Origin of the sequence: Microlunatus kandeliicorticis (genome assembly GCF_014137855.1) — a bacterium.
GTDB classification, from domain to species: Bacteria; Actinomycetota; Actinomycetes; order Propionibacteriales; family Propionibacteriaceae; genus Microlunatus; species Microlunatus kandeliicorticis.
Map to the genome: position 1 here is coordinate 703225 of NZ_JACGWT010000002.1, position 22507 is coordinate 725731.

Below are 22507 nucleotides of genomic sequence, written 5' to 3' on the forward strand. Positions count from 1 at the left end.
GAGCGATGGAGGGTGCACGCGAGGTCCGCGCACCGCGCGGGACCGGGCTGAACGCCCGCAGCTGGCAGACCGAGGCGCCGCTGCGGATGCTGATGAACAACCTCGACCCGGACGTCGCCGAGCGCCCCGACGACCTGGTCGTCTACGGCGGCACCGGCCGCGCGGCCCGCGACTGGCCGAGCTTCGACGCCCTCGTCCGCACCCTCAAGGGGCTGGCCGACGACGAGACCCTGCTGGTACAGAGCGGCCGTCCGGTCGGCGTCATGCAGACCCACCCGTGGGCGCCGCGCGTGCTGATCGCCAACTCCAACCTGGTCGGTGACTGGGCGACCTGGCCGGAGTTCCGCCGGCTCGAGCACCTCGGGCTGACCATGTACGGCCAGATGACCGCCGGGTCGTGGATCTACATCGGCAGCCAGGGCATCGTCCAGGGCACCTACGAGACCTTCGCGGCGATCGCCGAGAAGCGGTTCGGCGGCACCCTGGCCGGCACGCTGACCCTGACCGCCGGGTGCGGCGGGATGGGCGGCGCGCAGCCGCTCGCGGTCACCCTCAACGAGGGCGTCTGCCTGATCGTCGACGTCGACCGCGGCCGGCTCCAGCGCCGGGTCGAGACCCGCTACCTCGACGAGGTGGCCGAGGACCTCGACGCCGCGGTGGACCGGGTGCTGGCGGCCAAGGCGAACCGCGAGGCGGTCAGCGTCGGGGTGGTCGGCAACGCCGCCGAGGTCTTCCCCGAGCTGCTCCGGCGCGGGGTGGAGATCGACATCGTCACCGACCAGACCTCCGCGCACGACCCGCTCAGCTATCTCCCGCTCGGCATCGAGCCCGACCAGTGGCACGACTACGCCGACAAGAAGCCCGAGGAGTTCACCGACCGGGCCGAGGAGTCGATGGCCCGGCACGTCGAGGCGATGGTCGGCTTCCTCGACGCCGGCGCCGAGGTGTTCGACTACGGCAACTCGATCCGCGACGAGGCCCGCAAGGGCGGCTACGACCGCGCCTTCGACTTCCCGGGCTTCGTCCCCGCCTACATCCGGCCGTTGTTCTGCGAGGGGAAGGGGCCGTTCCGGTGGGCGGCCCTGTCGGGTGATCCGGCCGACATCGCGCGCACCGACCGGGCCGTCCTCGAGCTGTTCCCCGACGACGACCGGCTGCAACGCTGGATGCGGGCGGCGGGGGAGCGGATCGCCTTCCAGGGTCTGCCGGCGCGGATCTGCTGGCTGGGCTACGGCGACCGCGACCGGGCGGGCACGGTCTTCAACCACCTGGTCGCCGCGGGCGAGGTCAAGGCGCCGATCGTCATCGGCCGGGACCATCTCGACTGCGGCTCGGTCGCCTCGCCCTACCGCGAGACCGAGGCGATGCACGACGGCTCGGACGCCATCGCCGACTGGCCGCTGCTCAACGCGCTGGTCAACACCGCCTCGGGGGCGACCTGGGTGTCGATCCACCACGGCGGCGGGGTCGGGATCGGCCGCAGCATCCACGCCGGTCAGGTCACCGTGGCCGACGGCACCGCACTGGCCGCCGAGAAGATCGTCCGGGTGCTCCGCAACGATCCCGGCATGGGCGTCATCCGGCACGTGGACGCCGGCTACGACGAGGCGGTCGAGGTGGCCGAGCGGCACGACGTCCGGATCCCGATGCGCGAGGGCTGAGGTGACCGAGGTCGCACGGCTCGAGGGTTGCCCGGCCCTGCGACACCGAGGTTAGGCTTACCTTATGACTGTCGGGGCAGCGCTGCGGTCCGCCGCGCCCGGCGTCCCGGTCCCCGCGCGCGCGACCGGGCCGTCCGGCCCGCGGGCGCGCCGCCGGTCGCTGCTGGTCGGCGGCCTGGTGCTGTGCGCGGTGGTGCTGGCCCTGCTCGCCCTGGTCAGCCTGGCCGTCGGCACCCGTGCGGTCCCGCTCGGCACCGTGGTCGAGGCGCTCACCCGCTACGACCCGGCCGACACCGACCAGCTGGTGGTGGTCACGCTGCGGATCCCGCGGACCGTGGTCGGGCTGCTGGTCGGGGCCGCGCTCGGCCTGGCCGGCTGCGTGATGCAGGGCGTCACCCGCAACCCGCTCGCCGACCCCGGCATCCTCGGGGTCAACGCCGGCGCCGCGCTGTTCGTGGTGCTGGCCATCGGTGTCCTCGGCGTCTCCTCGGTCGGCGGGTACGTCTGGTTCGCCTTCGCCGGCGCGGCGCTGGCCGCCGTGGTCGTCTACGCCGTCGCGGCGGTCGGTCGCGAGGGCGCCACCCCGGTCAAGCTGGCGCTGGCCGGAGCCGCACTGACCGCTGGGTTCGGGGCGGTCACCACCGCGCTGCTGCTGCTCGACCAGCGCACCTTCGACGAGTTCCGGTTCTGGCAGGTCGGCTCGCTGACCGGTCGCGATCTCGGCGTGGTCGCCGCGGTGTCGCCGTTCCTGGCGGTCGGTGGGCTGCTCGCGCTCGGGCTGGGTCGCTCGCTCAACACCCTCGCGCTCGGCGACGAGGTGGCCCGCGGTCTCGGCGCCCGGGTCGGGACCGTCCGGCTGGTCTCGGCGCTCTCCGTGGTGCTGCTCTGCGGGGCGGCCACCGCGGCCGCCGGCCCGATCGGCTTCGTCGGGCTGGTGATCCCGCACCTGGCCCGGACCCTGGTCGGGCCCGACCACCGCTGGCTGCTGCCGTACTCGATGCTGCTCGGGCCCGTCCTGCTGCTCGCCGCCGACGTGCTCGGCCGGGTGATCGCCCGCCCCGCGGAGGTGCAGGTCGCGATCGTCACCGCGGTGATCGGCGCCCCGGTCTTCATCGCGCTGGTCCGGCGCCGGAAGCTGGCCACCGCGTGACCGCCACCGACCTGCGTCCTCCGGCCGAGCGCGCCGCGGCCGAGCCGGACCGCCCGGCCCGCGGACGCGCCGCCGCCCGGGCCGCGGTGACCGGGGTCCGGCGTCGCCGGGCCCGTCGCACGCTGCTCGTCTGTCTCGTCCTGGTCGTGCTGATCGTCGTCGTGCTGGTCGCCTCGATGATCACCGGCGACGTGCCGCTGACCGTCGGCCAGGTCTGGTACGCCCTCACCGGTCGCGGGACCGCCGGCACGAACTTCATCGTCTACCAGCTGCGGCTGCCGCGGATCGAGACCGGGTTGCTCACCGGGGCCTGCTTCGGGGTGGCCGGTGCGATCTTCCAGAGCCTGGTCCGCAACCCGCTGGCCAGCCCCGACATCATCGGCGTCAGCTACGGGGCCAGCGCCGGTGGCGTGGTGGCCATCCTGGTCCTCGGCTGGAGCGGGTTCGCGCTCTCCGGGGCCGCGCTGGTCGGCGGGCTGGCGGTGGCCGCGGCGATCTACCTGCTGGCCTGGCGCGACGGCATCTCGGGCTACCGGTTCGTGCTGATCGGCATCGGGTTGTCGGCGGTGCTCGCCTCGGTGATCAACTACGCGATCACCCGGGCGCAGGTTTTCGAGGCCCAGTCCGCGCTGGTCTGGCTCACCGGCAGCCTCAACGGCGCGTCGGTCGACCAGTTCGCCACCCTGCTCCCGCCGGCCGCGGTGCTGCTGGTCGCCGCGCTGGTCGCCCGCCGCTGGCTCAGCGGGCTGCAGCTCGGCGACGAGCTGGCGGTGGCCACCGGTGTCCCGGTCGAGCGCGCCCGGCTGGTGCTGATCCTGATCGGGGTCGCGCTGGCCGCCGTGGCCACCGCCGCCGTCGGGCCGATCGGGTTCGTGGCCTTCGTGGCCGGTCCGATCGCCCGGCGGCTGACCCGCGGCACCGGCGACGCCCTCGTCGCGCCGGCCCTGGTCGGTGCGCTCGTGGTCACGGCCGCCGACTACGCCGGGCAGCACCTGCTCCCCGTCACCCTCCCGGTCGGCGTGATCACGCCGCTGATCGGGGCGCCCTACCTGCTCTGGTTGTTGATCACGTCCGGCAAGACCCGCTTCGGAGGTTCCTGATCATGGCTCTGCTCGAGAAGGCCCCGGCCCTGGCCGGGCCGGCCGCCCCGCCGCACCGGCTCAGCGCCGAGGGGCTGCGGCTCGGCTACGGCGACCGGGTGATCGTCGACGAGCTCGGGCTGTCGATCCAGCCGGGCCGGATCACGGTGCTGGTCGGCGCCAACGGGTGCGGCAAGTCGACCCTGCTCAAGGGCATGGCCCGGCTGCTCACCCCGAGCCACGGGGCGGTGCTGCTCGACGGCAAGAGCGTGCACGCCACTCCGAGCAAGGAGATCGCCAAGGTGCTCGGGCTGCTGCCGCAGTCGCCGACCGCACCCGAGGGGATCACCGTGGCCGACCTCGTCGGTCGCGGCCGCTACCCGCACCAGGGCTGGTTCCGTCGCTGGACCGCCGAGGACGAGGCGGCGGTGACCGACGCGCTGACCGCCACCGGCACCCTCGAGCTGGCCGACCGGCCGATCGACGAGATGAGCGGCGGTCAGCGGCAGCGGGTCTGGATCGCCATGGCGCTGGCCCAGCAGACCGACCTGCTGCTGCTCGACGAGCCGACCACCTTCCTCGACCTGGCCCACCAGATCGACGTCCTCGACCTGCTCACCGACCTCAACCGGCGGCGCGGCACCACGATCGTGATCGTCATGCACGACCTCAACCTCGCCTGCCGGTACGCCGACGAGCTGATCGCGATGTGCGGCGGCACGCTGATCGCGCAGGGCGCACCGGCCCAGGTGATCACCGCCGAGACCGTCCGCGAGGTCTTCGGGATCGAGTCGGTGGTGATCAACGACCCGCTCTCCGGCACCCCGACCGTGGTCCCGGTGGGGCGTCACCACTGCGGCGGCCGCACCGACCGCTGACCGTCCCGCCCGGATGCGTCCCGTGGTCCGGGTGTGAAGATGGCGCGGTGCTGAGCGCGGGACGGATCGAGGAGCTGGCCGGTCGTCTGGACGCGGTCGGCTACCGGGTCGACGCCGTGCTCGAGGCGCTCGGGCCGGCGGCCCACGCGGCGCTCGGCCGCAACCAGACCGTCCCCGGCGAGCGCGCGCTGGCCGGGCGGGACGACCCGCTGGCCACCCTGGTCCGGCTGTTCCCGCTGCAGCTCGACGTCGACCGGGCCGCCTTCGACGCCGCCCTGCCCGGCTGGTTCGACGACCTCGCCGGGATCGAGCTGATCACCGCCGACGCCGCCGGCCGGGTCCGGGCGCTCTCCGACCTGCGGCCCTACGCGGCCGACGACGGCGTCGACGGCTGGGTGTTCAGCGACCTCACCCCGGGCCTCGACGGCGGCCCGCCGGTGCTCCGGCCCGACTACGTGCTCGGGGTCTCCCCGGCCTCGATCAGCCTGGCCCAGCTGACCATCCGCGACCGGGTGGGCACCGCGCTCGACCTCGGCACCGGGTGCGGCGTCCAGGGCCTGCACCTGGTCCGGCACGCCGACCGGGTGGTCGGCACCGACGTCAACGCCCGGGCGCTGGCCATGGCCGCGCTCACCGCCCGGATCAACGGCGCCGAGCTCGACCTCCGGGCCGGTGACCTCTACCAGCCGGTGGCCGGGGAGCAGTTCGACCTGATCGTCACCAACCCGCCGTTCGTGATGGCCCCGCCCGGGCCGGCCGATGGCCGGCTCACCTACCGCGAGGCCGGGCTGACCGGCGACGAGCTGATGCGCCGGGTGGTGGTCGAGGGGGCGGCCCGGCTGGCCCCGGACGGGGTGCTGCAGGTGCTCGGCAACTGGGCGCACCCCGACGACGACGCGGGCAGCGAGCAGGGCTGGCAGCGCCGGTTGCGTGGCTGGATCGAGCCGACCGGCTGCGACGCCCACGTCATCCAGCGCGAGCGGCTCGACGTCGAGCAGTACGTGGAGATCTGGCTGACCGACGCCGGGCTGGCCGGCACCGACGGCTACCGCGCCGCGTTCGGCCGCTGGTGCGACTACTTCGCCGCGCTCGGGATCGGGGCGGTCGGGATGGGCTGGGTCACCTTGGTCCGAGCCGGGCGCGACGCGCCGGTGATCACCCTCGAGGACTGGCCGCACGCGGTCGAGCACCCGATCGGGCCGGCCCTGGGTCGGCGCCGGCACGCCGTCGACCTGGAGCGCAGCTTGAGCGACGAGGCGTTGCTGGCCGGACGCTGGCGGCTGGCTGAGGACGTCACCGAGGAGTCGTTCAGCCGGCCCGGCAGCGCCGACCCGTACGCGGTCGTCCTCCGCCAGCAGCGCGGGCTGCGGCGCGCGCACCAGGCGGGGACGGGGATCGCGGGCGTGCTCGGGGCCTGTGACGGGGAGCTGCGGCTGGCCGAGCTGGTGGCCGCGGTGGCTGGCATCATCGACGTCGAGGAGCGGGCACTGAGCGCGGAGACCGTGCCCGTCGTCCGGCAGCTGATCCTGGACGGGATGATCTCGTCCTAGACTCGCGCCGGGCCGGGTGACATCATCCCGGCGTCCGGGGGACGGCACTCAGGCCGCAGGCACCGGAAGAGAACGAGAGGCATCGTGGCAGCAAAGGGATCAGGGCGAAGCCTGGTCATCGTCGAGTCACCGACCAAGGTGAAGACGATCGCCGGCTACCTCGGCGACGGGTACGTCGTCGAGTCGAGCCGCGGCCACGTGCGCGATCTGCCGACCGGCGCCGCGGAGGTGCCGGCCAAGTACAAGGGTGAGAAGTGGGCCCGCACCGGCATCGACGTCGACAACGGCTTCGAGCCGATCTACGTGGTCAGCCCGGACAAGCGCGCCACCATCCGGGCGCTCAAGGAGGCGCTGGCCGGCGTCGACGAGCTGCTGCTCGCCACCGACGACGACCGCGAGGGCGAGGCGATCGCCTGGCACCTGCTCGAGGAGCTCAAGCCCAAGGTCCCGGTCCGCCGGATGGTGTTCCACGAGATCACCGCCAGCGCGATCGCCGACGCGGTGGCCCACCCGCGCGACCTCGACACCGACAAGGTCGACGCGCAGGAGACCCGACGGATCCTCGACCGGCTCTACGGCTACGAGGTCTCCCCGGTGCTGTGGAAGAAGGTCATGCCGCGGCTGTCGGCGGGCCGGGTGCAGTCGGTGGCGACCCGGCTGGTCGTCGACCGCGAGCGCGAGCGGATCGCCTTCCGCAGCGCCAGCTACTGGGATCTCGACGCCGTCCTCTCCACCGGCACCGGTGCGGGTGGCAGCGACGAGAACAGCGCCGAGCCGCGGCAGTTCCCGGCCCGGCTGACCCACGTCGGGGCCTCCCGGGTGGCGCAGGGCCGAGACTTCGACGACCGCGGTGCGCTCAAGTCCAGTGATGATCAACTCGTCCACCTCGACCAGCAGCGGGCCGAGGCGCTGGCCGCGACGCTGCGCGAGGCCGTCTACGCGGTCACCTCGGTCGAGTCCCGGCCCTACCGGCGCAGCCCGTACGCGCCGTTCCGCACCACCACGATGCAGCAGGAGGCCGGCCGCAAGCTCGGCTTCACCGCACAGCGGGCGATGTCGGTGGCCCAGGACCTCTACGAGGGCGGCTACATCACCTACATGCGGACCGACTCGGTCACGCTGTCCGACTCCGCCGTCCGCGCCGCCCGCACCCAGGTGACCCAGCTGTTCGGCAGCGACTACCTGCCGGACAAGCCGCGCGTCTACGCCAATAAGGCCAAGGGCGCCCAGGAGGCGCACGAGGCGATCCGTCCGGCCGGCGAGAGCTTCCGCACCCCGGCGCAGACCGGGCTGCGCGGCGACCAGTTCCGGCTCTACGAGCTGATCTGGATGCGCACGGTGGCCTCGCAGATGCGCGACGCCGAGGGCCAGACGGTCAGCGTCAAGATCAACGCGCGGCCGGCACAGGGCGAGGAGTGCACCTTCGCCGCCAGCGGTCGGACGATCACCTTCCACGGCTTCCTCAAGGCCTACGTGGAATCGCGCGACGACGAGGGCGCGACCGATGATCAACAGACCCGGCTCCCGCAGCTGTCCGAGGGCCAGGGGCTGACCGCCGACGAGGTCACCGCGTCGGGTCACGAGACCCGTCCGCCGGCCCGCTACACCGAGCCGTCGCTGGTGGCCAAGCTCGAGGAGCTCAACATCGGCCGGCCGTCGACCTACGCGACGATCATCCGGACGATCACCAGCCGCGACTACGTCTTCAAGCGCGGCTCCGCGCTGGTGCCGACCTGGCTGGCCTTCGCGGTCACCCGGCTGCTCGAGGAGCACTTCCCGCGGCTGGTGGACTACTCCTTCACTGCGCGGATGGAGGAGGTCCTCGACCACGTCGCCGACGGCGACGCCGAACGCGTCCAGGTGCTCAGCGACTTCTACTTCGGGGCCGGGGACGAGGAGGGCCTGCGTCGCCTGGTCTCCGAGCTGGGCGACATCGACGCCCGGCAGATCTCGACCTTCCCGCTCGGCGACCTCGACTCGGGGATCGTCGCCCGGGTCGGCCGTTACGGCACCTACGTCGAGGACGCCGAGGGCAAGCGCGCCTCGGTGCCCGACGACCTCCCGCCGGACGAGCTGACCGTCGAGCGGGCGCGCGAGCTGCTGGCCAAGCCGATGGGGGAGGAGCGCGAGCTCGGCACCGACCCCGACACCGGCTATCCGGTGGTCGCGCGCAACGGCCGCTTCGGGCCGTACGTGACGGAGGTGCTGCCCGAGAACGTGGCCAAGAAGGAGAAGCCGCGCACCGGCTCGCTGTTCGCCTCGATGGACATCGAGACGGTCAGCCTGCCCGAGGCGTTGCGGCTGATGAGCCTGCCCCGCGTGGTCGGGACGGCCGCCGACGGCACCGAGATCACCGCGCAGAACGGCCGGTACGGGCCCTACCTCAAGAAGGGCACCGACTCGCGCTCGCTGACCAGCGAGGAGCAGATCTTCGACATCACGCTCGAGGAGGCCGAGCAGATCTACGCGCAGCCGAAGCAGCGCGGGCGGGCTGCGGCCAAGCCGCCGCTCAAGGAGCTCGGCGCCGACCCGGCCACCGGCAGCCCGATGGTGATCAAGGACGGCCGGTTCGGCCCGTACGTCACCGACGGCGAGACCAATGCCACGCTCCGCAGCACCGACTCGGTCGAGGCGATCACCGCCGAGCGGGCGGCCGAGCTGCTGGCCGAGAAGCGGGCCAAGGGCCCGGCGCCGAAGAAGCGCGCGGCCAAGAAGACGACGGCCAAGAAGACGACCACGAAGAAGTCCGCCACCAAGAAGGCCGCCGCCAAGGCGCCGGCGACCAAGACCGCGAAGAAGAGCACGGCGAAGAAGGCCGCCTCGAGCACCACCGGCTGAGGGCCGGTCGAGGACGATCATGGTGCCGTCGCGATCCGGCAAGCACGCCGCGCCCGACCCCGCCGGCGGGGACAGCTCGGCGAACGGTGCGGCGCCACCCGCGCCGCCGGCCCGGGACGTCGGCGTCCGCTGCTGGGACCTGCCGTTCTCGGCGACCCCGCCGCGGATGATCAACCCCGAACTCGGGCTGCCCAACCTGGTCAGCCGGACCTCGCAGGACGCCAGCTACAGCATCGACGTCACCCTGCTCGACACCCCCGACCACCGGCTGCTGCGGGCCGGGGTGGTGCTCGCGCACCGGGTGGTCGACGGCCGCGGCGAGTGGTACCTCGGGTCGACCGGGTGGGAGCCGTTGCTGCCCACCGAGCGGATCGAGCCGATGGGCCAGGCCGAGCTGCCACCCGACTACGTCGACCTGGTGATGCCGTTGCGACGTCGGGCCACGCTCGGCCCGGTGGCCGCGCTGACCTGCGAGCGTCGCGAGTTCGCCTTCAAGACGACAGCCGGCGCCGTCCAGGCGGTGCTCCGCGACGACCGGGTGACGGTCAGCCGCGGCGGACTGGTCACCGCCCGCTACCGCGAGGTGACCCTGACCCCGCAGCCGCCGGGGCTCGAGGCCGACCAGCTGCGCTGGATCGACCAGGCGCTGCTGTCGGCCGGTGCCACCCGGGTGCCCGGCTTCCCCGAGCTGACCGCCCGGCTGGGTGCCCCGGCCACCGGGCGCACCGACTTCCCCGAACCGCGACCGGTGACCGGTGGGTCGCCGTTCGCCCGGTTCGTCTCCTCGGTGGTGACCGGCGGGGTCCGGGAGATCGTCCGGGCCGATCTGGCGGTCCGCACCGGCGACCCGGCCGGGGCCGAGGCACTGGCCGAGGCGGCCGGTGAACTCGGCGCGACGCTGCAGGGGCTGTCCGCCGCGCTGGACCCCGACTGGCTGCAGGGCCTCGACGAGGAGCTGGTCTGGCTGGCCGGCGAGGCGCGCGCCGGCGCCGCCCGCGAGGACGGGCTGGCCGGGCTGGCCGCCCAGCTGCGCCGGGAGCGCTATCTGCACCTGCTCGAACGACTGGTCACCGCGACCCGCGGCCCGCGGCTCGGTGCCTCGGGCGACCTGGAGACCACCGAGGTGCTGTCCACGCTGCTCGACAGCGCCGTCGCCCGGTTCGGCGCGGTGGCCGACCGGCTGACCGCCGACGGTCCGTCCGCCGACTGGGCGGACGCCTCGTCGGCCGCCGACGAGCTCCGGCTGGTGGCCCGGGCGGTCACCGGGGTGCTCGGCAAGCCGGCGGCGCGCACGGTGCGGCGGTTCCGGCGGCCGTTCCGGGCGCTGGAGACGGCGCTCGACGTCGGCGGGGTGGCCGACGGGCTCAGCGACGACCTGGAGACGCTCGGGCCGGTGGAGGCGTTCGAGCGCGGCCGCGCCTACGAGCGGACGCTGGGCGAGGTCCGGGAGGCGCGCGAGCAGTTCGTGGCCGCCTGGACCCGCGCCGCGGCCAAGCTGCGATGAGGGCCGACCGCGGGCTGTTCGTGGTCTTCGAGGGCGGCGACGGCGTCGGCAAGACCACCCAGGTGAGCCGGCTGGTCGACTGGCTGGCCGCGCAGGGACGCCCGGTGCTGCGCACCTTCGAGCCCGGGGACACCCCTGCCGGCCGGCAGATCCGGGCGCTGGTGCTCGACCCGGCGACCGGCGACCTGGCGCCGCGGGCCGAGGCGCTGCTGTACGCGGCCGACAAGGCGCACCACCTGCACGCGCTGGTGCTGCCCGCCCTCGCCCGCGGCGAGGTGGTGGTCTGCGACCGCTACGTCGACTCGATGCTCGCCTATCAGGGGGCGGGCCGGGTGCTCGACGAGGACGAGGTCGAGCGCGTCGCCCGCTGGGCCACCGGTGACCTGCGCCCGCACCTCACCGTGCTGCTCGACCTCGACCCGGCCGAGGCCGTCGCCACCAAGATCGACAAGGACCGGCTCGAGGCGGCCGGGGACGCCTTCCACCTCAGCGTCCGCAGCCACTTCCTGGCCCTCGCGGCCCGGGACCCCGAGCACTACCTGGTGCTGCCCGCCCGCCGTCCGGTGGACGAGCTCGCCACCGCGATCCGCGACCGGGTGGCCACCCTGCTCGCCGATCTCCCGCGCTGAGCCTCCGCACCCGCGCGCTGAGCCTCCGCACCCGCGCGCTGACCCCCCGCTCCCGCGCGCTGACCCCCCGCTCCCGCGCGCTGACCCCCCCTCCCGCGCGCTGAGCCCCGCTCCCGCGCGCAGAGCCTGTCGAAGCGCGGTCCCGCGCGCTGAGCCTGTCGAAGCGCGGACCCGCGCGCTGAGCCTGTCGAAGCGCGGACCCGCGCGCTGAGCCTGTCGAAGCGAGAGCCTGCGCGCTGGGCCCTCGGACCGGCGCGCTGAGCCCGTCGAAGCGCCGGCCCCGGATCACTCCGCCCGGTGCACCTCCACCATGGTCTCGGCGACCCGGTAGCCGAACCGCTGGTTGGTGCGGAGCATGGCCGTGTTGGTCGGCGCGGTCCAGGTGTGCACGGCGGTCGCCCCGGGGTGCTCGGCGAGCAGCAGGTCGAGCGTGCGCAGCTTGAGCAACAGCCCGAGCCGGTGTCCGCGGTGCGCCGGCATCACCAGGGTGTCCTCCTGCCAGACCGTCCCGGTCTCGACCCGGGGGAGCAGCAGCTCGGAATAGCCGGCCAGCCCGCCGGTCGCGTCGTCCCGGGCGGCCGCCGTGAGGGTCACCCAGTCGGGGCGACGGCGTTCCTCCCCGGCCCGGAGCCGCTCGACCGTCCAGGGCCGGGGCGTCGGCGGTTCCTCGCCGGCCGGGACGTCGGCGTCCATCTGGGTCCGCATGGCCAGATAGGCCGCCACGTGCTCGTCGGGGCACCGGTCGGTCCAGGCCAGCGCGGTGTAGCCCACGGATCCCTCGACGGCCAGCTGCCGCAGCCCGGCCAGCCGGTCCGCGTCGGGCGGCAGGTCGAGCACCAGGTGCAGCTCGGTGTGCACCCGGCGGGCGCCGAGACCGGTGGCGAACTTCCAGCCGGCGGACTCCTCGACCGGCGCGTCGCCGACCACGAAGAAGAAGCCGTCGGCGACCGTCCGGCCGAGCTCGCGCCCGACCTCCTCGGCGGCTGCGGCCAGGGCCCGTCCGACGCCGCGACGCCGGTGCTCGGCCAGCACCGCGAGCTCGACGTCGACCCGGTCGAGGTCGACCTCGACCGTCCAGCTCAGTTCCGCCGCCCCTACCGGCCGACCGTCGTCGAGCGCCAGCAGCCAGAGCCGGCGGGCGTGGGCGGGCGGTGTCGCGTACGACGCGGCCAGCGCCGCGAAGGGCTGGTAGACGGCGTCCGGGCGGCCGTCGACCCAGGCGGCGCGCATCGTCGCGTACCAGCGCCGCTGTGCGGCCTCGTCGTCCTGGCCGATCCGGGTGATCTCGAGCATCGGGTCAGCCTGCGGCCCGCGGGCCAGGAGGGCAAACGCTCGGGCCGCCGGTGCGCACGGAACCGCGGCTCGATCGACGGGGTCCGCGCCGCCGAGCGGGGATGGGCCGCCGGTCACCCGTCGAGTCGCGGTTTCGTGCGCGGACGGGGGTGAGGCTGTCGGTGCCAGCGGGCAGAATCGAGCCGTGACCGCACCGACCGCCGAGCGCGACGCCGACCAGCTGACCGGCGTCTGGTCCGAGCTGATCGGGCAGTCGCGCGCGGTCCGGGTGCTGCGGCGGGCGGCCAACGGCGACCCGCACGCGATGAGCCACGCCTGGCTGATCACCGGCCCGCCCGGGTCCGGCCGCTCCAACGCCGCGCGCGCCTTCGCGGCGGCGCTGCAGTGCGACGGCGACGGCGGCGGGGGGTGTGGCGACTGCGCCGGGTGCCGCACGGCGCTCTCCGGCGCGCACCCCGACGTCACCGTGGTCCGCACCGAGATGCTGTCGATCGGCGTCGAGGAGGTCCGCGAGCTGGTCCGGCGCGCTGCGATGAGCCCGACGCTCGGCCGGCGTCAGGTGCTGATCGTCGAGGACGCCGACCGGGTCACCGAGCGCGGGGCCGACGCGCTGCTCAAGAGCGTCGAGGAGCCCGCACCCAAGACGGTCTGGATCCTCTGTGCGCCCACCCCGGAGGACGTTGTGGCGACCATCCGGTCCCGTTGCCGGTCGCTGACCCTGCAGACCCCGACGATCGCCGGCGTCGCCCGGCTGCTCGAGCAGCGCGACGGGATCGATCCCGACCGGGCCGCGTTCGCCGCCCGCGCCTCCCAGGGCCACGTCGGGCGGGCCCGGGTGCTGGCCCGGAACGACGAGGCCCGGCGCCGACGGGACGCCGTCCTGCAGATCCCGTTCTCGCTCCGCGACCTCGGCGCCTGTCTGGCCGCCGCGGAGACGCTGGTGCAGGCCTGCACCGAGGAGGCGGCCGGGCTGACCGCCGAGCTCGACAGCCGCGAGCGGGCGGATCTCGAGGAGGCGCTCGGGTTCGGCACCCGCGGCGCCAAGCCGCGGCAGGCGCAGGCGGCGATGAAGGACCTCGAGGACCAGCAGAAGGCCCGGGCCAAGCGGATCCAGCGCGACGCCCTCGACCGCGCGCTGACCGAGCTCACCGGGCTCTACCGCGACGTGCTCAGCGTCCAGACCGGCAGCGGGGCGGAGTTGATCAACGTCGAGCTCGGTCCGCAGATCGCCCGGCTCGCCCGCTCGTCGGGGCCGGACGCCACCCTGCACCGGATCGACGCTCTGCTCGACTGCCGGACGGCGCTGGAGACCAACGTAGCTCCGCTGCTCGCCGTCGAGGCGCTGCTGATCTCGCTCGCCCGCGGGTAGGCCGGCGGCCGTTCACGACGGCCGTCGCGCTGTCAAGAGCGGCGTTCCTCACGATTCCCTCAGACCCTGAAGTCGCTCCTGAGGTTTTCTTACCGGGAGTTGCGCCGAACCTTCAGCCTCCATACGCTCATCCGAAGTTCGTGGCCGTTTCGTTACCGAAGTTGTGGCGTGGCTGCGTGCAAAGTCCATCGGCCTGTATCCGACATGCGGGCCGACGCGTGTGTCCGGAGCGCCTGCACCACCTGCCGAGCCGGACACCTGCCTGCTGGTCGCGCCGCGACCCGGGCGGCCGGGAACGTCCCGGGCGAGGGGCAGGGGTGAGGTCCACCCGGGGTCAGCGGATGCGGCGCGACAGTCGCCGCGCGCAGCACGACTCCTCCACACGGGCACAGCCCGGCGCCGTCGGTCCGCCGACGACGTCCGATCCGCCTGATCACCTCACCGGCGCACGTCAGGAAGGAAGAGGACTTGTCCAACTCCACCACCGTCAAGCGCATCGTCGGCACCTCCGCGGCGGTCGCCGTCTCGGCCGGCGTGGGCCTGGCCGTCGGGGCCACCCCGGCGAACGCCGCCACCGTCTGGGACCGGGTCGCGGCCTGCGAGTCCAGCGGCAACTGGAGCATCAACACCGGGAACGGCTTCTACGGCGGTCTGCAGTTCAGCCTGTCGACCTGGCGCGGCTACGGCGGCAGCGGGATGCCGCAGAACGCCTCGAAGGCCGAGCAGATCCGGATCGCCAAGAAGGTCCTCAAGAGCCAGGGCCCGGGCGCCTGGCCGGTCTGCAGCGTCCGCGCCGGCCTGACCCGCGCCAACGGTGCGGCCGCCGGTGGGGGCAGCTCCGACAGCAGCTACTCGGCCCACAAGAAGACCAAGAAGGCCAAGCACAGCTCGGGCAAGACCAGCAGCAAGGACAGCAGCAGCAAGGCGCGTCGCGGCAGCAAGTCGATCACCGTCCGCAGCGGCGACACCCTGGCGAAGATCGCCCACCGTTACCACGTGAAGGGTGGCTGGAAGGCCGTCTACAAGCTCAACCCGCAGCTGAAGAACCCGAACCGGATCTTCGTCGGTCAGCACATCTACGTCTGATCACCGCGGCCCGATCCCCGCACGGGATCGCTCGCAGGATCCACCGGAGCCCGGCGACCGTCACGGTCGCCGGGCTCCGGCGTTCGCGGGCAGGTCCTAGGCTGACCGGGTGCCATCAGTGATGGCCGTCTCGTTCGAACGCTACGGCCGGCTCTACTACCTCGACCCCGGCGACGGCAGCTACGCCGTCGGGGACAAGGTGCTGGTCCCGACCGACTCCGGCGCCGAGGTGGCCGAGTGCGTCTGGGCCCCCGAGTGGGTGACCGACGACGAGGGCTACCGCGACCTGCCGGTTTGTGCCGGCCACGCGCGCGAGGACGACCTGGCCCGCGACGCCGCCCACCGACGTCGCCGCGCCGAGGCCAAGCTGGCCGCCAAGAAGTTGATCAAGAGCAACAACCTGCCGATGAAGGTCGTCGGGATCGACGTGCTCGAGCAGCAGGGCGGCGCCGACCAGCTGGTGGTGGTCTACTTCACCGCCCCGCACCGGGTGGACTTCCGGGTGCTGGTGGGCGAGCTGGCCCGTGCGCTGCGGGCCCGGATCGACCTCCGTCAGGTCGGCTCGCGGGACGCCGCCCGGCTCACCGGTGGCATCGGCAGCTGCGGCCGTGAGCTGTGCTGCGCGACCTTCCTCAAGGACTTCGAGCCGGTCAGCCTGCGGCTGGCCAAGGCGCAGAACCTGCCGCCCAACCCGATGAAGATCTCCGGCGCCTGCGGCCGGCTGATGTGCTGCCTGAAGTACGAGCACCCGCTCTACGTGGAGTTCGCCCGCGAGGCCCCGAAGATCGGGACGTCGGTCGAGACCCCGCAGGGCGACGGGGTGGTGGTCGGGCACCGGGCCGCCGCCGACGCCGTGGTGGTGCGGATGAACGACTCCGGCGAGACCATGAGCTGCTCGCGCGCCGGCGTCTGCGGCTCCCGCGCCGCCTTCACCGAGCGCACCCCGACGGCACCGGCCGAGGACGCTCCGCGGACCAAGCGCCGTCACCGTCGCCGCCGCGACCCCGACGTGGACCATCCCGCTCCCTGAGCCTGTCGAAGGGCCTGAGCTTGTCGAAGGGCCTGAGACGTTCCCTGAGCCTGTCGAAGGGCGCACGGTGCGCTGGACCCCACCACGGTGCCCTGAGCCTGTCGAAGGGCGCACCACTCGCACCCACAGCCCGCGCGACCACCCGCCACGTACGCTCGACGGATCATGCGCAGCCGACGACCGCTCCGGGCTCTCGGGCTGGTCGTCGCCGCGGTCGTCGTGACCGGCTGCGGTCTGGTGTCCCCGCCGACCAGCACCGACCGGACGTCGGCACCGACCTCGAGCGCGCCCACGGCCACCCGGACCGCGAGTCCCAGCCCGACCCCGGCGCCGACCCCGGCCGGCCGGCCGCCGGGGACGGACAGCACCCGGCGTCCGCTGGCCACGGTGCCGGACGTCCGCCCGGCCGGGTTCACCGTGCCGCCGCCCGGGTCGGGGACCAGCCGCTACACCCGGCAGCCGGTCGACTGGACCGACTGCGGGCGCGGGGTCCAGTGCGCCTCGGTGCTCGTCCCGCTCGACTGGAGCAAGCCGGACGGGCAGGCGATCACGCTGGCCATGGCCCGGCGACCGAGCACGGCACCGCGGCCGAAGGGCACGTTGTTCGTCAACCCCGGCGGCCCCGGAGGCTCGGGCATCGACCTGGTCCGCGGTTTCGCCCCGCCGGGGCTTGGCGCGTACACGATCGTCGGCTGGGACCCGCGCGGGGTGGGGGAGTCGACACCGGTCGAGTGCGAGAACGGGACGGCGATGGACCGCTACACCGCGATCGACTCCTCGCCCGACAGCGCCGCCGAGACCCGGGCCTGGATCCAGGCGAACTACACCTTCGGCCGGTCGTGCCTGGCCCGGTCGGGAGCCCTCCTCGAGCACATCTCGACCACGGACACGGTGCGTGACCTGGACCTTCTGCGGCAGCTGATGAGGAGCCCGAAGCTCGACTACCTCGGCTTCAGCTACGGGACGGCGATCGGCGCGCGGTACGCCCAGCTGTTCCCGAAGAACGTCGGCCGGATGGTGCTCGACGGCGCGGTCTCGCTGGGCAGCGGCGGTGTGAGCCAGGCGGTCGGCTTCGACCGGTCGCTGACCGACTTCGCCGACTGGGCCGCCCGCAACGACTCCGCGCTCGGCGGCAGCCGCGAGGCCGTGCTGGACGCGATCACCGGGCTGTGGGACCGGCTGGACGCGACGCCGTTGGCGATCCCCGACGGTCGGCCGCTGACCCAGACGCTCGCGGTGACCGGGACGATCTCGCTGCTCTACGAGAACGCCGAGGGCTACCGGGTGCTCGACACCGCGCTGACCCGGGCGGTGCGCGGGGACGGTCGTGCGCTGCGGAGCCTGGCCGACCAGTTCAACCGCCGCAACAGCGACGGGAGCTACGGGCAGCTGAACTACGCCTTCCCGGCGATCCGTTGTCTGGACGGCCGCGACGGCGGGGTCCAGGGCGCGCTGGCCGGGTGGCGGGCGGACCGGCGAGACGCGAGCACGTTCGGGAAGTACTTCGGCCCCGACTTCACCTGCCCGACCTGGCCGGTGGCCGCGCGACCCGGTCCGACCGGCTCGCCGGACGCCAAGGGTGCGGCGCCCATCCTGGTTGTCGGGACCACCCGGGACCCGGCCACGCCGTACGAGCAGGCCGAGGCGATGGCCCGTCAGCTCGACTCGGGCCGGCTGCTGACGCTGCGCGGCGAGGGGCACTTGGCCTACGACCAGAGCGCCTGCATCCGGGCGCGGGTCGACGCCTACCTGGTGTCCGGGACGCTGCCGCCGACCGGCACCGTCTGCACCTCCTGACGCGTTTTCGCACTGCCCGGGGCCCGTCGTTATGATGGGCGACCGTCCGCCCGGCGCACCGCGCGGTCGCGCCGCCTTAGCTCAGGGGTAGAGCAACGCACTCGTAATGCGTAGGTCCGGGGTTCGAATCCCCGAGGCGGCTCCGCGCATCATCCCTAGTCAGCGAGTTTTTGCCCCTCACTCTTGGCCCGTCAATGGCCCATTCGAGTCCTCGCTGGCAGCCACAATGGCAGCCAGGGGCCCCGAATCGGACCCTCCCAGCAGACTCTCCATGCGGTCCGCCGAGAGTCGCGACAGGTCGGGCGAAACGTGGCTATAGGTATTGAGCGTGATGCTGATCTGGGAGTGTCCAAGCGTCTGCATGACAACTCGAGCCGGCACGCCTTGGGCCAACATCAACGACGCGGCGGTGTGACGCAGGTCATGCAGCCGCACCCGCCGCAGGCCAGCCTCCTCGAGCCAGCCAATGAAGTTGCGGTAGTCGTTCCGCGGAGAGAACGGCGTCCCGACCTTTGTGGTGAAGACCAGACCCCAGTCCTCCCAAAACTCACCCGCCGCGACACGATCGGCGTCTTGCTCTTCGCGCCGAAGCTTCAACGCCGCCATGATGCTCTCCGACATCGGGACCGTCCGCTTTGATCGGGCAGTCTTCGGCGCAACGAGCTCGAGGCCATTGCCGGACCGGTACTGCAACGCCTGCCGCACCCGCACCGTCGCCTTATCGAAGTCGACATCAGCCCACGACAATCCGAGCGCCTCGCCCTGACGCATCCCGAGCATGACTGCCAACATCCAGCGCGCTTCGAGCCGGTCACCCTGGACGACGCGCAAGAAGCGCCGAGCCTCCTCGACACTGAACGGATGCACCTCCTTCGTCTCGACCGACGGCGGGTCGACCGCCAGCACCGGGTTCCATCTCATCACCTGCCACCGCACCGCCACGTTGAGAGAACGACGCAGCAACGCGTGCAATCTGCGGACACTGCCAGGCGAGAGCACCCGTAGTTGATCTTGGTAGAACGCCGAGATGTCGGCGGCATCGAGCTTGTCTAACCGGATAGCCCCGAGGACCGGCGCGATGTAAAGCCTCACCTCCTGGCGGTACCGGCTCAGAGTTGACGGTCGGACCGTCGTGGCCGCCACCTCGGTCAGGTACCGATCGAGCCAGCCAGACAGCGTAGGAGCCCGATCGTGAGACAGCCGGCCCGCATCAGCTTCACCGGCCAACCGACGCGTCTCCTTCGCGACCTCAGCCTTCGTCCGGCCCCGGATGTACTTCCGGCGACGCTTCCCACCGTGCCAACCCAAGTCGATGACACCGCGCCAGGTCCCGTCGGAGAGTTGATAGACCGAGCCATCCCCCGACACCCGGCGCCCGCTCATGCCGCCGTCGTTTCCGTCTCGACAAACCGCTGGATCGACGCCTTCGAGATGCGCCGGATCCGACCGATCTTGATCGACGCCAGTTCGCCGGCGTAGATCAGCTCGTAGATCCGGTTCTTGCTGAGATTGAGCATCTCGGAGACCTCGGCCACGCTGTAGAGAACTCGCTCCATGATCATCTTCCGTTCTTCCGGCGGTGGGGGGCTTCGGCCTCCCCGAGTTGGTGATGGTGTGGTCTCCGACCTTCTGGTCAAGGGCACTTCGTGTCCGTTGGATTCGCTTCGCTCACCCTTGACCAGGTGGTCGGAGACCAGACTTCGCAGTGGTCGGGGAGGCCGAAGCAGACGCCGAAGCACCCTGGTCCGGTCAGCCGTCTGGGTCGCTGTCGGTTGCTGAACGGGATTCCCCGGCCCGCTGTTGTTTGGCTTGCTCGTACTGGGCTCGCCAGCGGGACCGCTCGAGGACAGATTCGAGGATGACGCGGGCGTAGGTGATCGGATCGGGTCGCGTGTCGGTCCACACGAACCGCGGGGAGCCGTCCGGAAGAGTCACCGACGCAGCGAGTCGTTCGATCTCCGGTGCCACGATTCCTGAGTTGAGGAGTGCTTCCCGGACGACGGTGGCCCGGTCGGCTTTGTGCTGTTGCAGGGTCTTGCCGGACCACTGCCGCGATACGAGGACCCGTCGGCCGCCCAGGCCGAGGTGCTCGCGGTCGTGTGCTTTCGCCGTGCAGTCACCGGCGCGGAGGCCGGGGCCCGGGTTCTTGGGTTGAATGCCATAGCGCAGCCAGTTCGCGCACGCCTCGGAGCACGGCAGCCAGCGGAGTTCGGCGTGTAGGCGGTTGACGTGCGCCTCGACCTCCGGGTCGGGGGTGTCTGGGTCGGTGTAGGTGGTGGCGATCGATTTCGCCAGGTACTTCGTCAGATACCGCACGGCCCGATTAGCGTCTTCGGACGGGGCGATGATCCCCGCCATGTCGAGCTGCGACCCGAACCGCATCGTGTGCGCCGGCCGGCGGTCGGGGTCGGCGTCGGCCTGGTCGAGCGCCTCTTGCCAGGTGGGCAGCATGACACCGGTGTCGGGATCGCAGTAGCCGTCACCGGTCCACTCCGGCACCCGGTGCACAAAGACCGGTCGGTCAAAGGATGGCCACCACACCTGGACGTAGGTGGCCTTCACGATCTGCCGCAGTAGCGACCGGGGGATGGCACCCCGGACGGCGGCGTGCAGGTGCGCGGCGAGGCGTTTCTGGGGTTCGACGGCGGCGAAGTACTGGACCTTGTAGCCGGCGCAGCGGCGGACGTGCTGCCAGAACCGGTCGACCAGCTTCGGGAAGTGCAGTGCGTCCAGCGCTGCCCGACGGTAGTTGTAGCTGCTGGGGTCGACCGGGGTCCCGTTCGCCTTCACGGCGCCGTAGGAGGGCATCGTCAGGGTCAGGAACATCGAGGGTCGGTAGGTCTTCCCGTCCGGCGTCTCGAACGCCCGACCGACAGTCCGGTCCTCACACGGCACCCGCGGCAGATCCGGCACATCATCGCGCCGACGCGTCGACCGCACCCGCCGGCTACCCTCATCGCCTTCGTCGTCGGCCTGGTCCTCGAGAACGTCGCCACCGTCCAGGTTGGGTACCTCTGGCGCAGCTCGTGGGGGTTCGTCGGTGCGGTGCCAGCCCTCAGCGCACTGCTGCATCCGGAGCCGGCGGTTCTTGTCTGCACACGACGGGCACACGTCCTCCCGAGTCGAGTTGCACGGCAGGGCGACCTTGGATTCGGTGCCGTCGGCCTGGTCGATGACCCGTCGGACCAGCGGACGCACACAGACCTTCTGTGCGACCGCCAGCTCGTGCGCCATTTCGGGCGTGATGCGCGGGACGGTCGGGGCACTCATGCCGCGTCCTCGACCGACCGGAGCAGCTCGAGCCGTGGCCCTTCAGAGGGTGCCGGGGCGAGCCGGTCGGCGATCAGGTCGTCGGTGACGTGAGAGAACCGGACCCTGACCGGCTCAGCGATTCCGTCGACGGTGACGTAACCCACGCCGGGCAGGGTGTCGGGGATCTTGTCGGCCTCCGCACCCCGATCCCGCGCACCCGGGCCGAGCACGAGGTGAACCTGCTCGGCCTCGGACAGCCGCAGTGCGATGCGGGTCGGGAACAGGTCCCGCAACGGCAACACGTCCTTCCGCGGGTCCTGCACCGCGCCCACCACCACCACCCCCACCGCGCGCCCCTGGGACAGCAGCAGGCCGAGAGCGGTCTCGATCCGCTTCTTCGCGGTCCGGTCCAACACCCACCCGGTGAGCGCGGCGAGCTCGTCGACCAGGACCACCACCAACGGCCCCTCCGGGGAGGGTTGGTGGAGGCGGGTGATGCCGCGGAGCCGGTCCTGCCGCGACCGCATGACCTCGACCGCATCCTCGAGGAGGTCAGCGAATCCGGACTCATACCCCTGGCCGGTCGAGCTGTCGCCGTGGCAGAACCGGTCAAAGAGCGGCGCGCCGAAGGCAAGTTCCATGCCGCCCTTCGGGTCAATCGCCCACACCGACACCAGACGGGCCTCGATCGCCGGCTGCAACCCGAGCAGCAGGGACCACAGCACCGACCCCTTCCCCGAGCCCGTCGCCCCCACCACCAGCAGATGGGAGCCGATAAGTCGAAGCCGCCACGGCAGCCCGTCCTCACCCAACGCCACCCGCGGACCCACCGCCAGATCCGCAACGGTTGAAGCGAACGGATCCACCACCCGGGTCAGCGGGTCCCGGGTGAGGAGCCACAGCTCGACCTCGTGCACCCGCCTAGCCACGGACCGGACCCGGCAGGCCTGAGCGCCGAACGTCTGCGCGAGCCGGTCGGCCTGCTCGGCGTAGTCGTCGACGGTCTGACCGGGCAGCATCCGCACCCGCACCCGATCGACAAAGCCGGTCGAACGAACCCGCAGCAACGGCGGCACATACCGGACCTGACTCGAGGTGCCGACGGTTGAGCTGGCCGAGGCGACCGTCAACCCGGCCGTCTCTAGAGCGGTCGACCAGCGCCGCCGATACACCCAGCCCGACCGCCACACCGCCGACACCGGCCCTCCGACCAGGCGGCGGAACCACACCGGTCGCCACACCCGCATGCTGACCAGTCCTGCGGCCATCACGCCCGCCCCGACACCGACCGGCAGCGCCCCGACGTGCTCGACCAAAACCACCAGCCCAGCCACCGCGCCGAGCACGGCGAGAGCCCCCGGCGAGCGGACTAACCACACCAGCAGTCGAGT

At 72.6% G+C, this 22507-nt stretch carries 17 protein-coding genes and 1 tRNA gene; 13 read left to right on the forward strand and 5 right to left on the reverse strand.

Features of this window, described 5'->3' with window-relative positions; translation table 11 throughout:
- Nucleotides 1–5: 5 nt before the first annotated feature.
- From hutU to tmk, 8 genes are all read left to right on the forward strand, one after another.
- Nucleotides 6–1661: a urocanate hydratase gene (hutU, locus tag FHX74_RS08070; RefSeq protein ID WP_182559540.1), complete on the forward strand. Its 1656-nt coding sequence runs from the start codon at nt 6–8 to the stop codon at nt 1659–1661.
- A gap of 64 nt (nt 1662–1725) precedes the next feature.
- Nucleotides 1726–2811, forward strand: coding sequence for a FecCD family ABC transporter permease (locus FHX74_RS08075; protein ID WP_182559541.1), 1086 nt, complete (start codon nt 1726–1728; stop codon nt 2809–2811).
- Nucleotides 2808–3911 carry a FecCD family ABC transporter permease gene (locus FHX74_RS08080; RefSeq protein ID WP_328823705.1) on the forward strand — a complete coding sequence of 368 codons (1104 nt, stop codon included), beginning with the start codon at nt 2808–2810 and terminating at the stop codon, nt 3909–3911. The genes FHX74_RS08075 and FHX74_RS08080 overlap by 4 nt, the downstream gene beginning before the upstream one ends.
- Nucleotides 3912–3913: 2 nt before the next feature.
- Nucleotides 3914–4768: an ABC transporter ATP-binding protein gene (locus tag FHX74_RS08085; protein ID WP_182559542.1), complete on the forward strand. Its 855-nt coding sequence runs from the start codon at nt 3914–3916 to the stop codon at nt 4766–4768.
- A gap of 47 nt (nt 4769–4815) precedes the next feature.
- Nucleotides 4816–6318, forward strand: a complete 1503-nt coding sequence (locus FHX74_RS08090; RefSeq protein ID WP_182559543.1) for a DUF7059 domain-containing protein — start codon at nt 4816–4818, stop codon at nt 6316–6318.
- Between the two features lie 84 nt (nt 6319–6402).
- Entirely contained in the window at nt 6403–9156 is a 2754-nt protein-coding gene (gene topA / locus FHX74_RS08095; RefSeq protein WP_182559544.1) for a type I DNA topoisomerase, read from the forward strand.
- Between the two features lie 19 nt (nt 9157–9175).
- Complete coding sequence (locus FHX74_RS08100) at nt 9176–10660, forward strand: CYTH domain-containing protein (protein WP_182559545.1); 1485 nt, start codon at nt 9176–9178, stop codon at nt 10658–10660.
- The gene (tmk, locus tag FHX74_RS08105) at nt 10657–11289 is read left to right on the forward strand and encodes a dTMP kinase (RefSeq protein WP_182559546.1); all 633 of its coding nucleotides are present in this window, start codon (nt 10657–10659) and stop codon (nt 11287–11289) included. Before FHX74_RS08100 ends, tmk begins: the two co-directional genes overlap by 4 nt.
- 285 nt (nt 11290–11574) lie before the next feature.
- Here tmk and FHX74_RS08110 read toward each other — a convergent pair whose 3' ends face one another.
- A complete protein-coding gene (locus FHX74_RS08110; protein ID WP_182559547.1) occupies nt 11575–12582 on the reverse strand; it encodes a GNAT family N-acetyltransferase in 1008 nt (335 codons plus the stop codon).
- Between the two features lie 184 nt (nt 12583–12766).
- Between FHX74_RS08110 and FHX74_RS08115 the strand changes: the two genes are divergently transcribed.
- The 5 genes from FHX74_RS08115 to FHX74_RS08135 all read left to right on the forward strand — a co-directional run bounded on the left by FHX74_RS08115 (nt 12767) and on the right by FHX74_RS08135 (nt 18006).
- Complete coding sequence (locus tag FHX74_RS08115; protein WP_182559548.1) at nt 12767–13951, forward strand: DNA polymerase III subunit delta'; 1185 nt, start codon at nt 12767–12769, stop codon at nt 13949–13951.
- Nucleotides 13952–14419: 468 nt separating this feature from the next.
- A complete protein-coding gene (locus FHX74_RS21070) occupies nt 14420–15037 on the forward strand; it encodes a LysM peptidoglycan-binding domain-containing protein (RefSeq protein ID WP_182559549.1) in 618 nt (205 codons plus the stop codon).
- A gap of 109 nt (nt 15038–15146) precedes the next feature.
- Entirely contained in the window at nt 15147–16067 is a 921-nt protein-coding gene (locus FHX74_RS08125) for a PSP1 domain-containing protein (RefSeq protein WP_328823706.1), read from the forward strand.
- Between the two features lie 165 nt (nt 16068–16232).
- Nucleotides 16233–17864, forward strand: a complete 1632-nt coding sequence (locus tag FHX74_RS08130) for an alpha/beta hydrolase (RefSeq protein WP_182559550.1) — start codon at nt 16233–16235, stop codon at nt 17862–17864.
- A 70-nt stretch (nt 17865–17934) separates the two neighbouring features.
- Nucleotides 17935–18006, forward strand: a tRNA-Thr gene (locus tag FHX74_RS08135).
- Nucleotides 18007–18041: 35 nt separating this feature from the next.
- On the opposite strand, the gene FHX74_RS08140 is transcribed toward FHX74_RS08135, so the two are convergent.
- The 4 genes from FHX74_RS08140 to FHX74_RS08155 form a co-directional block, all read right to left on the reverse strand.
- Nucleotides 18042–19247, reverse strand: a complete 1206-nt coding sequence (locus tag FHX74_RS08140; protein ID WP_182559551.1) for a tyrosine-type recombinase/integrase — start codon at nt 19245–19247, stop codon at nt 18042–18044.
- Nucleotides 19244–19426 carry a helix-turn-helix domain-containing protein gene (locus tag FHX74_RS08145; RefSeq protein WP_182559552.1) on the reverse strand — a complete coding sequence of 61 codons (183 nt, stop codon included), beginning with the start codon at nt 19424–19426 and terminating at the stop codon, nt 19244–19246. The genes FHX74_RS08140 and FHX74_RS08145 overlap by 4 nt, the downstream gene beginning before the upstream one ends.
- Nucleotides 19427–19613: 187 nt before the next feature.
- Nucleotides 19614–21134, reverse strand: a complete 1521-nt coding sequence (locus tag FHX74_RS08150; RefSeq protein ID WP_182559553.1) for a replication initiator — start codon at nt 21132–21134, stop codon at nt 19614–19616.
- Nucleotides 21131–22462 carry an FtsK/SpoIIIE domain-containing protein gene (locus FHX74_RS08155; RefSeq protein WP_220483597.1) on the reverse strand — a complete coding sequence of 444 codons (1332 nt, stop codon included), beginning with the start codon at nt 22460–22462 and terminating at the stop codon, nt 21131–21133. Before FHX74_RS08155 ends, FHX74_RS08150 begins: the two co-directional genes overlap by 4 nt.
- Nucleotides 22463–22507: the final 45 nt, after the last annotated feature.

Coding starts and splice junctions, on each gene's coding strand:
- FHX74_RS08140 (WP_182559551.1), bottom strand. CDS start 19,247: ATGAGCGGGCGCCGGGTGTCGGGGGATGGCTCGGTCTATCAACTCTCC.
- hutU (WP_182559540.1), top strand. CDS start 6: ATGGAGGGTGCACGCGAGGTCCGCGCACCGCGCGGGACCGGGCTGAAC.
- tmk (WP_182559546.1), top strand. CDS start 10,657: ATGAGGGCCGACCGCGGGCTGTTCGTGGTCTTCGAGGGCGGCGACGGC.
- FHX74_RS08085 (WP_182559542.1), top strand. CDS start 3,914: ATGGCTCTGCTCGAGAAGGCCCCGGCCCTGGCCGGGCCGGCCGCCCCG.
- FHX74_RS08130 (WP_182559550.1), top strand. CDS start 16,233: ATGCGCAGCCGACGACCGCTCCGGGCTCTCGGGCTGGTCGTCGCCGCG.
- FHX74_RS08150 (WP_182559553.1), bottom strand. CDS start 21,134: ATGAGTGCCCCGACCGTCCCGCGCATCACGCCCGAAATGGCGCACGAG.
- FHX74_RS08075 (WP_182559541.1), top strand. CDS start 1,726: ATGACTGTCGGGGCAGCGCTGCGGTCCGCCGCGCCCGGCGTCCCGGTC.
- FHX74_RS08100 (WP_182559545.1), top strand. CDS start 9,176: ATGGTGCCGTCGCGATCCGGCAAGCACGCCGCGCCCGACCCCGCCGGC.
- FHX74_RS08110 (WP_182559547.1), bottom strand. CDS start 12,582: ATGCTCGAGATCACCCGGATCGGCCAGGACGACGAGGCCGCACAGCGG.
- FHX74_RS08145 (WP_182559552.1), bottom strand. CDS start 19,426: ATGATCATGGAGCGAGTTCTCTACAGCGTGGCCGAGGTCTCCGAGATG.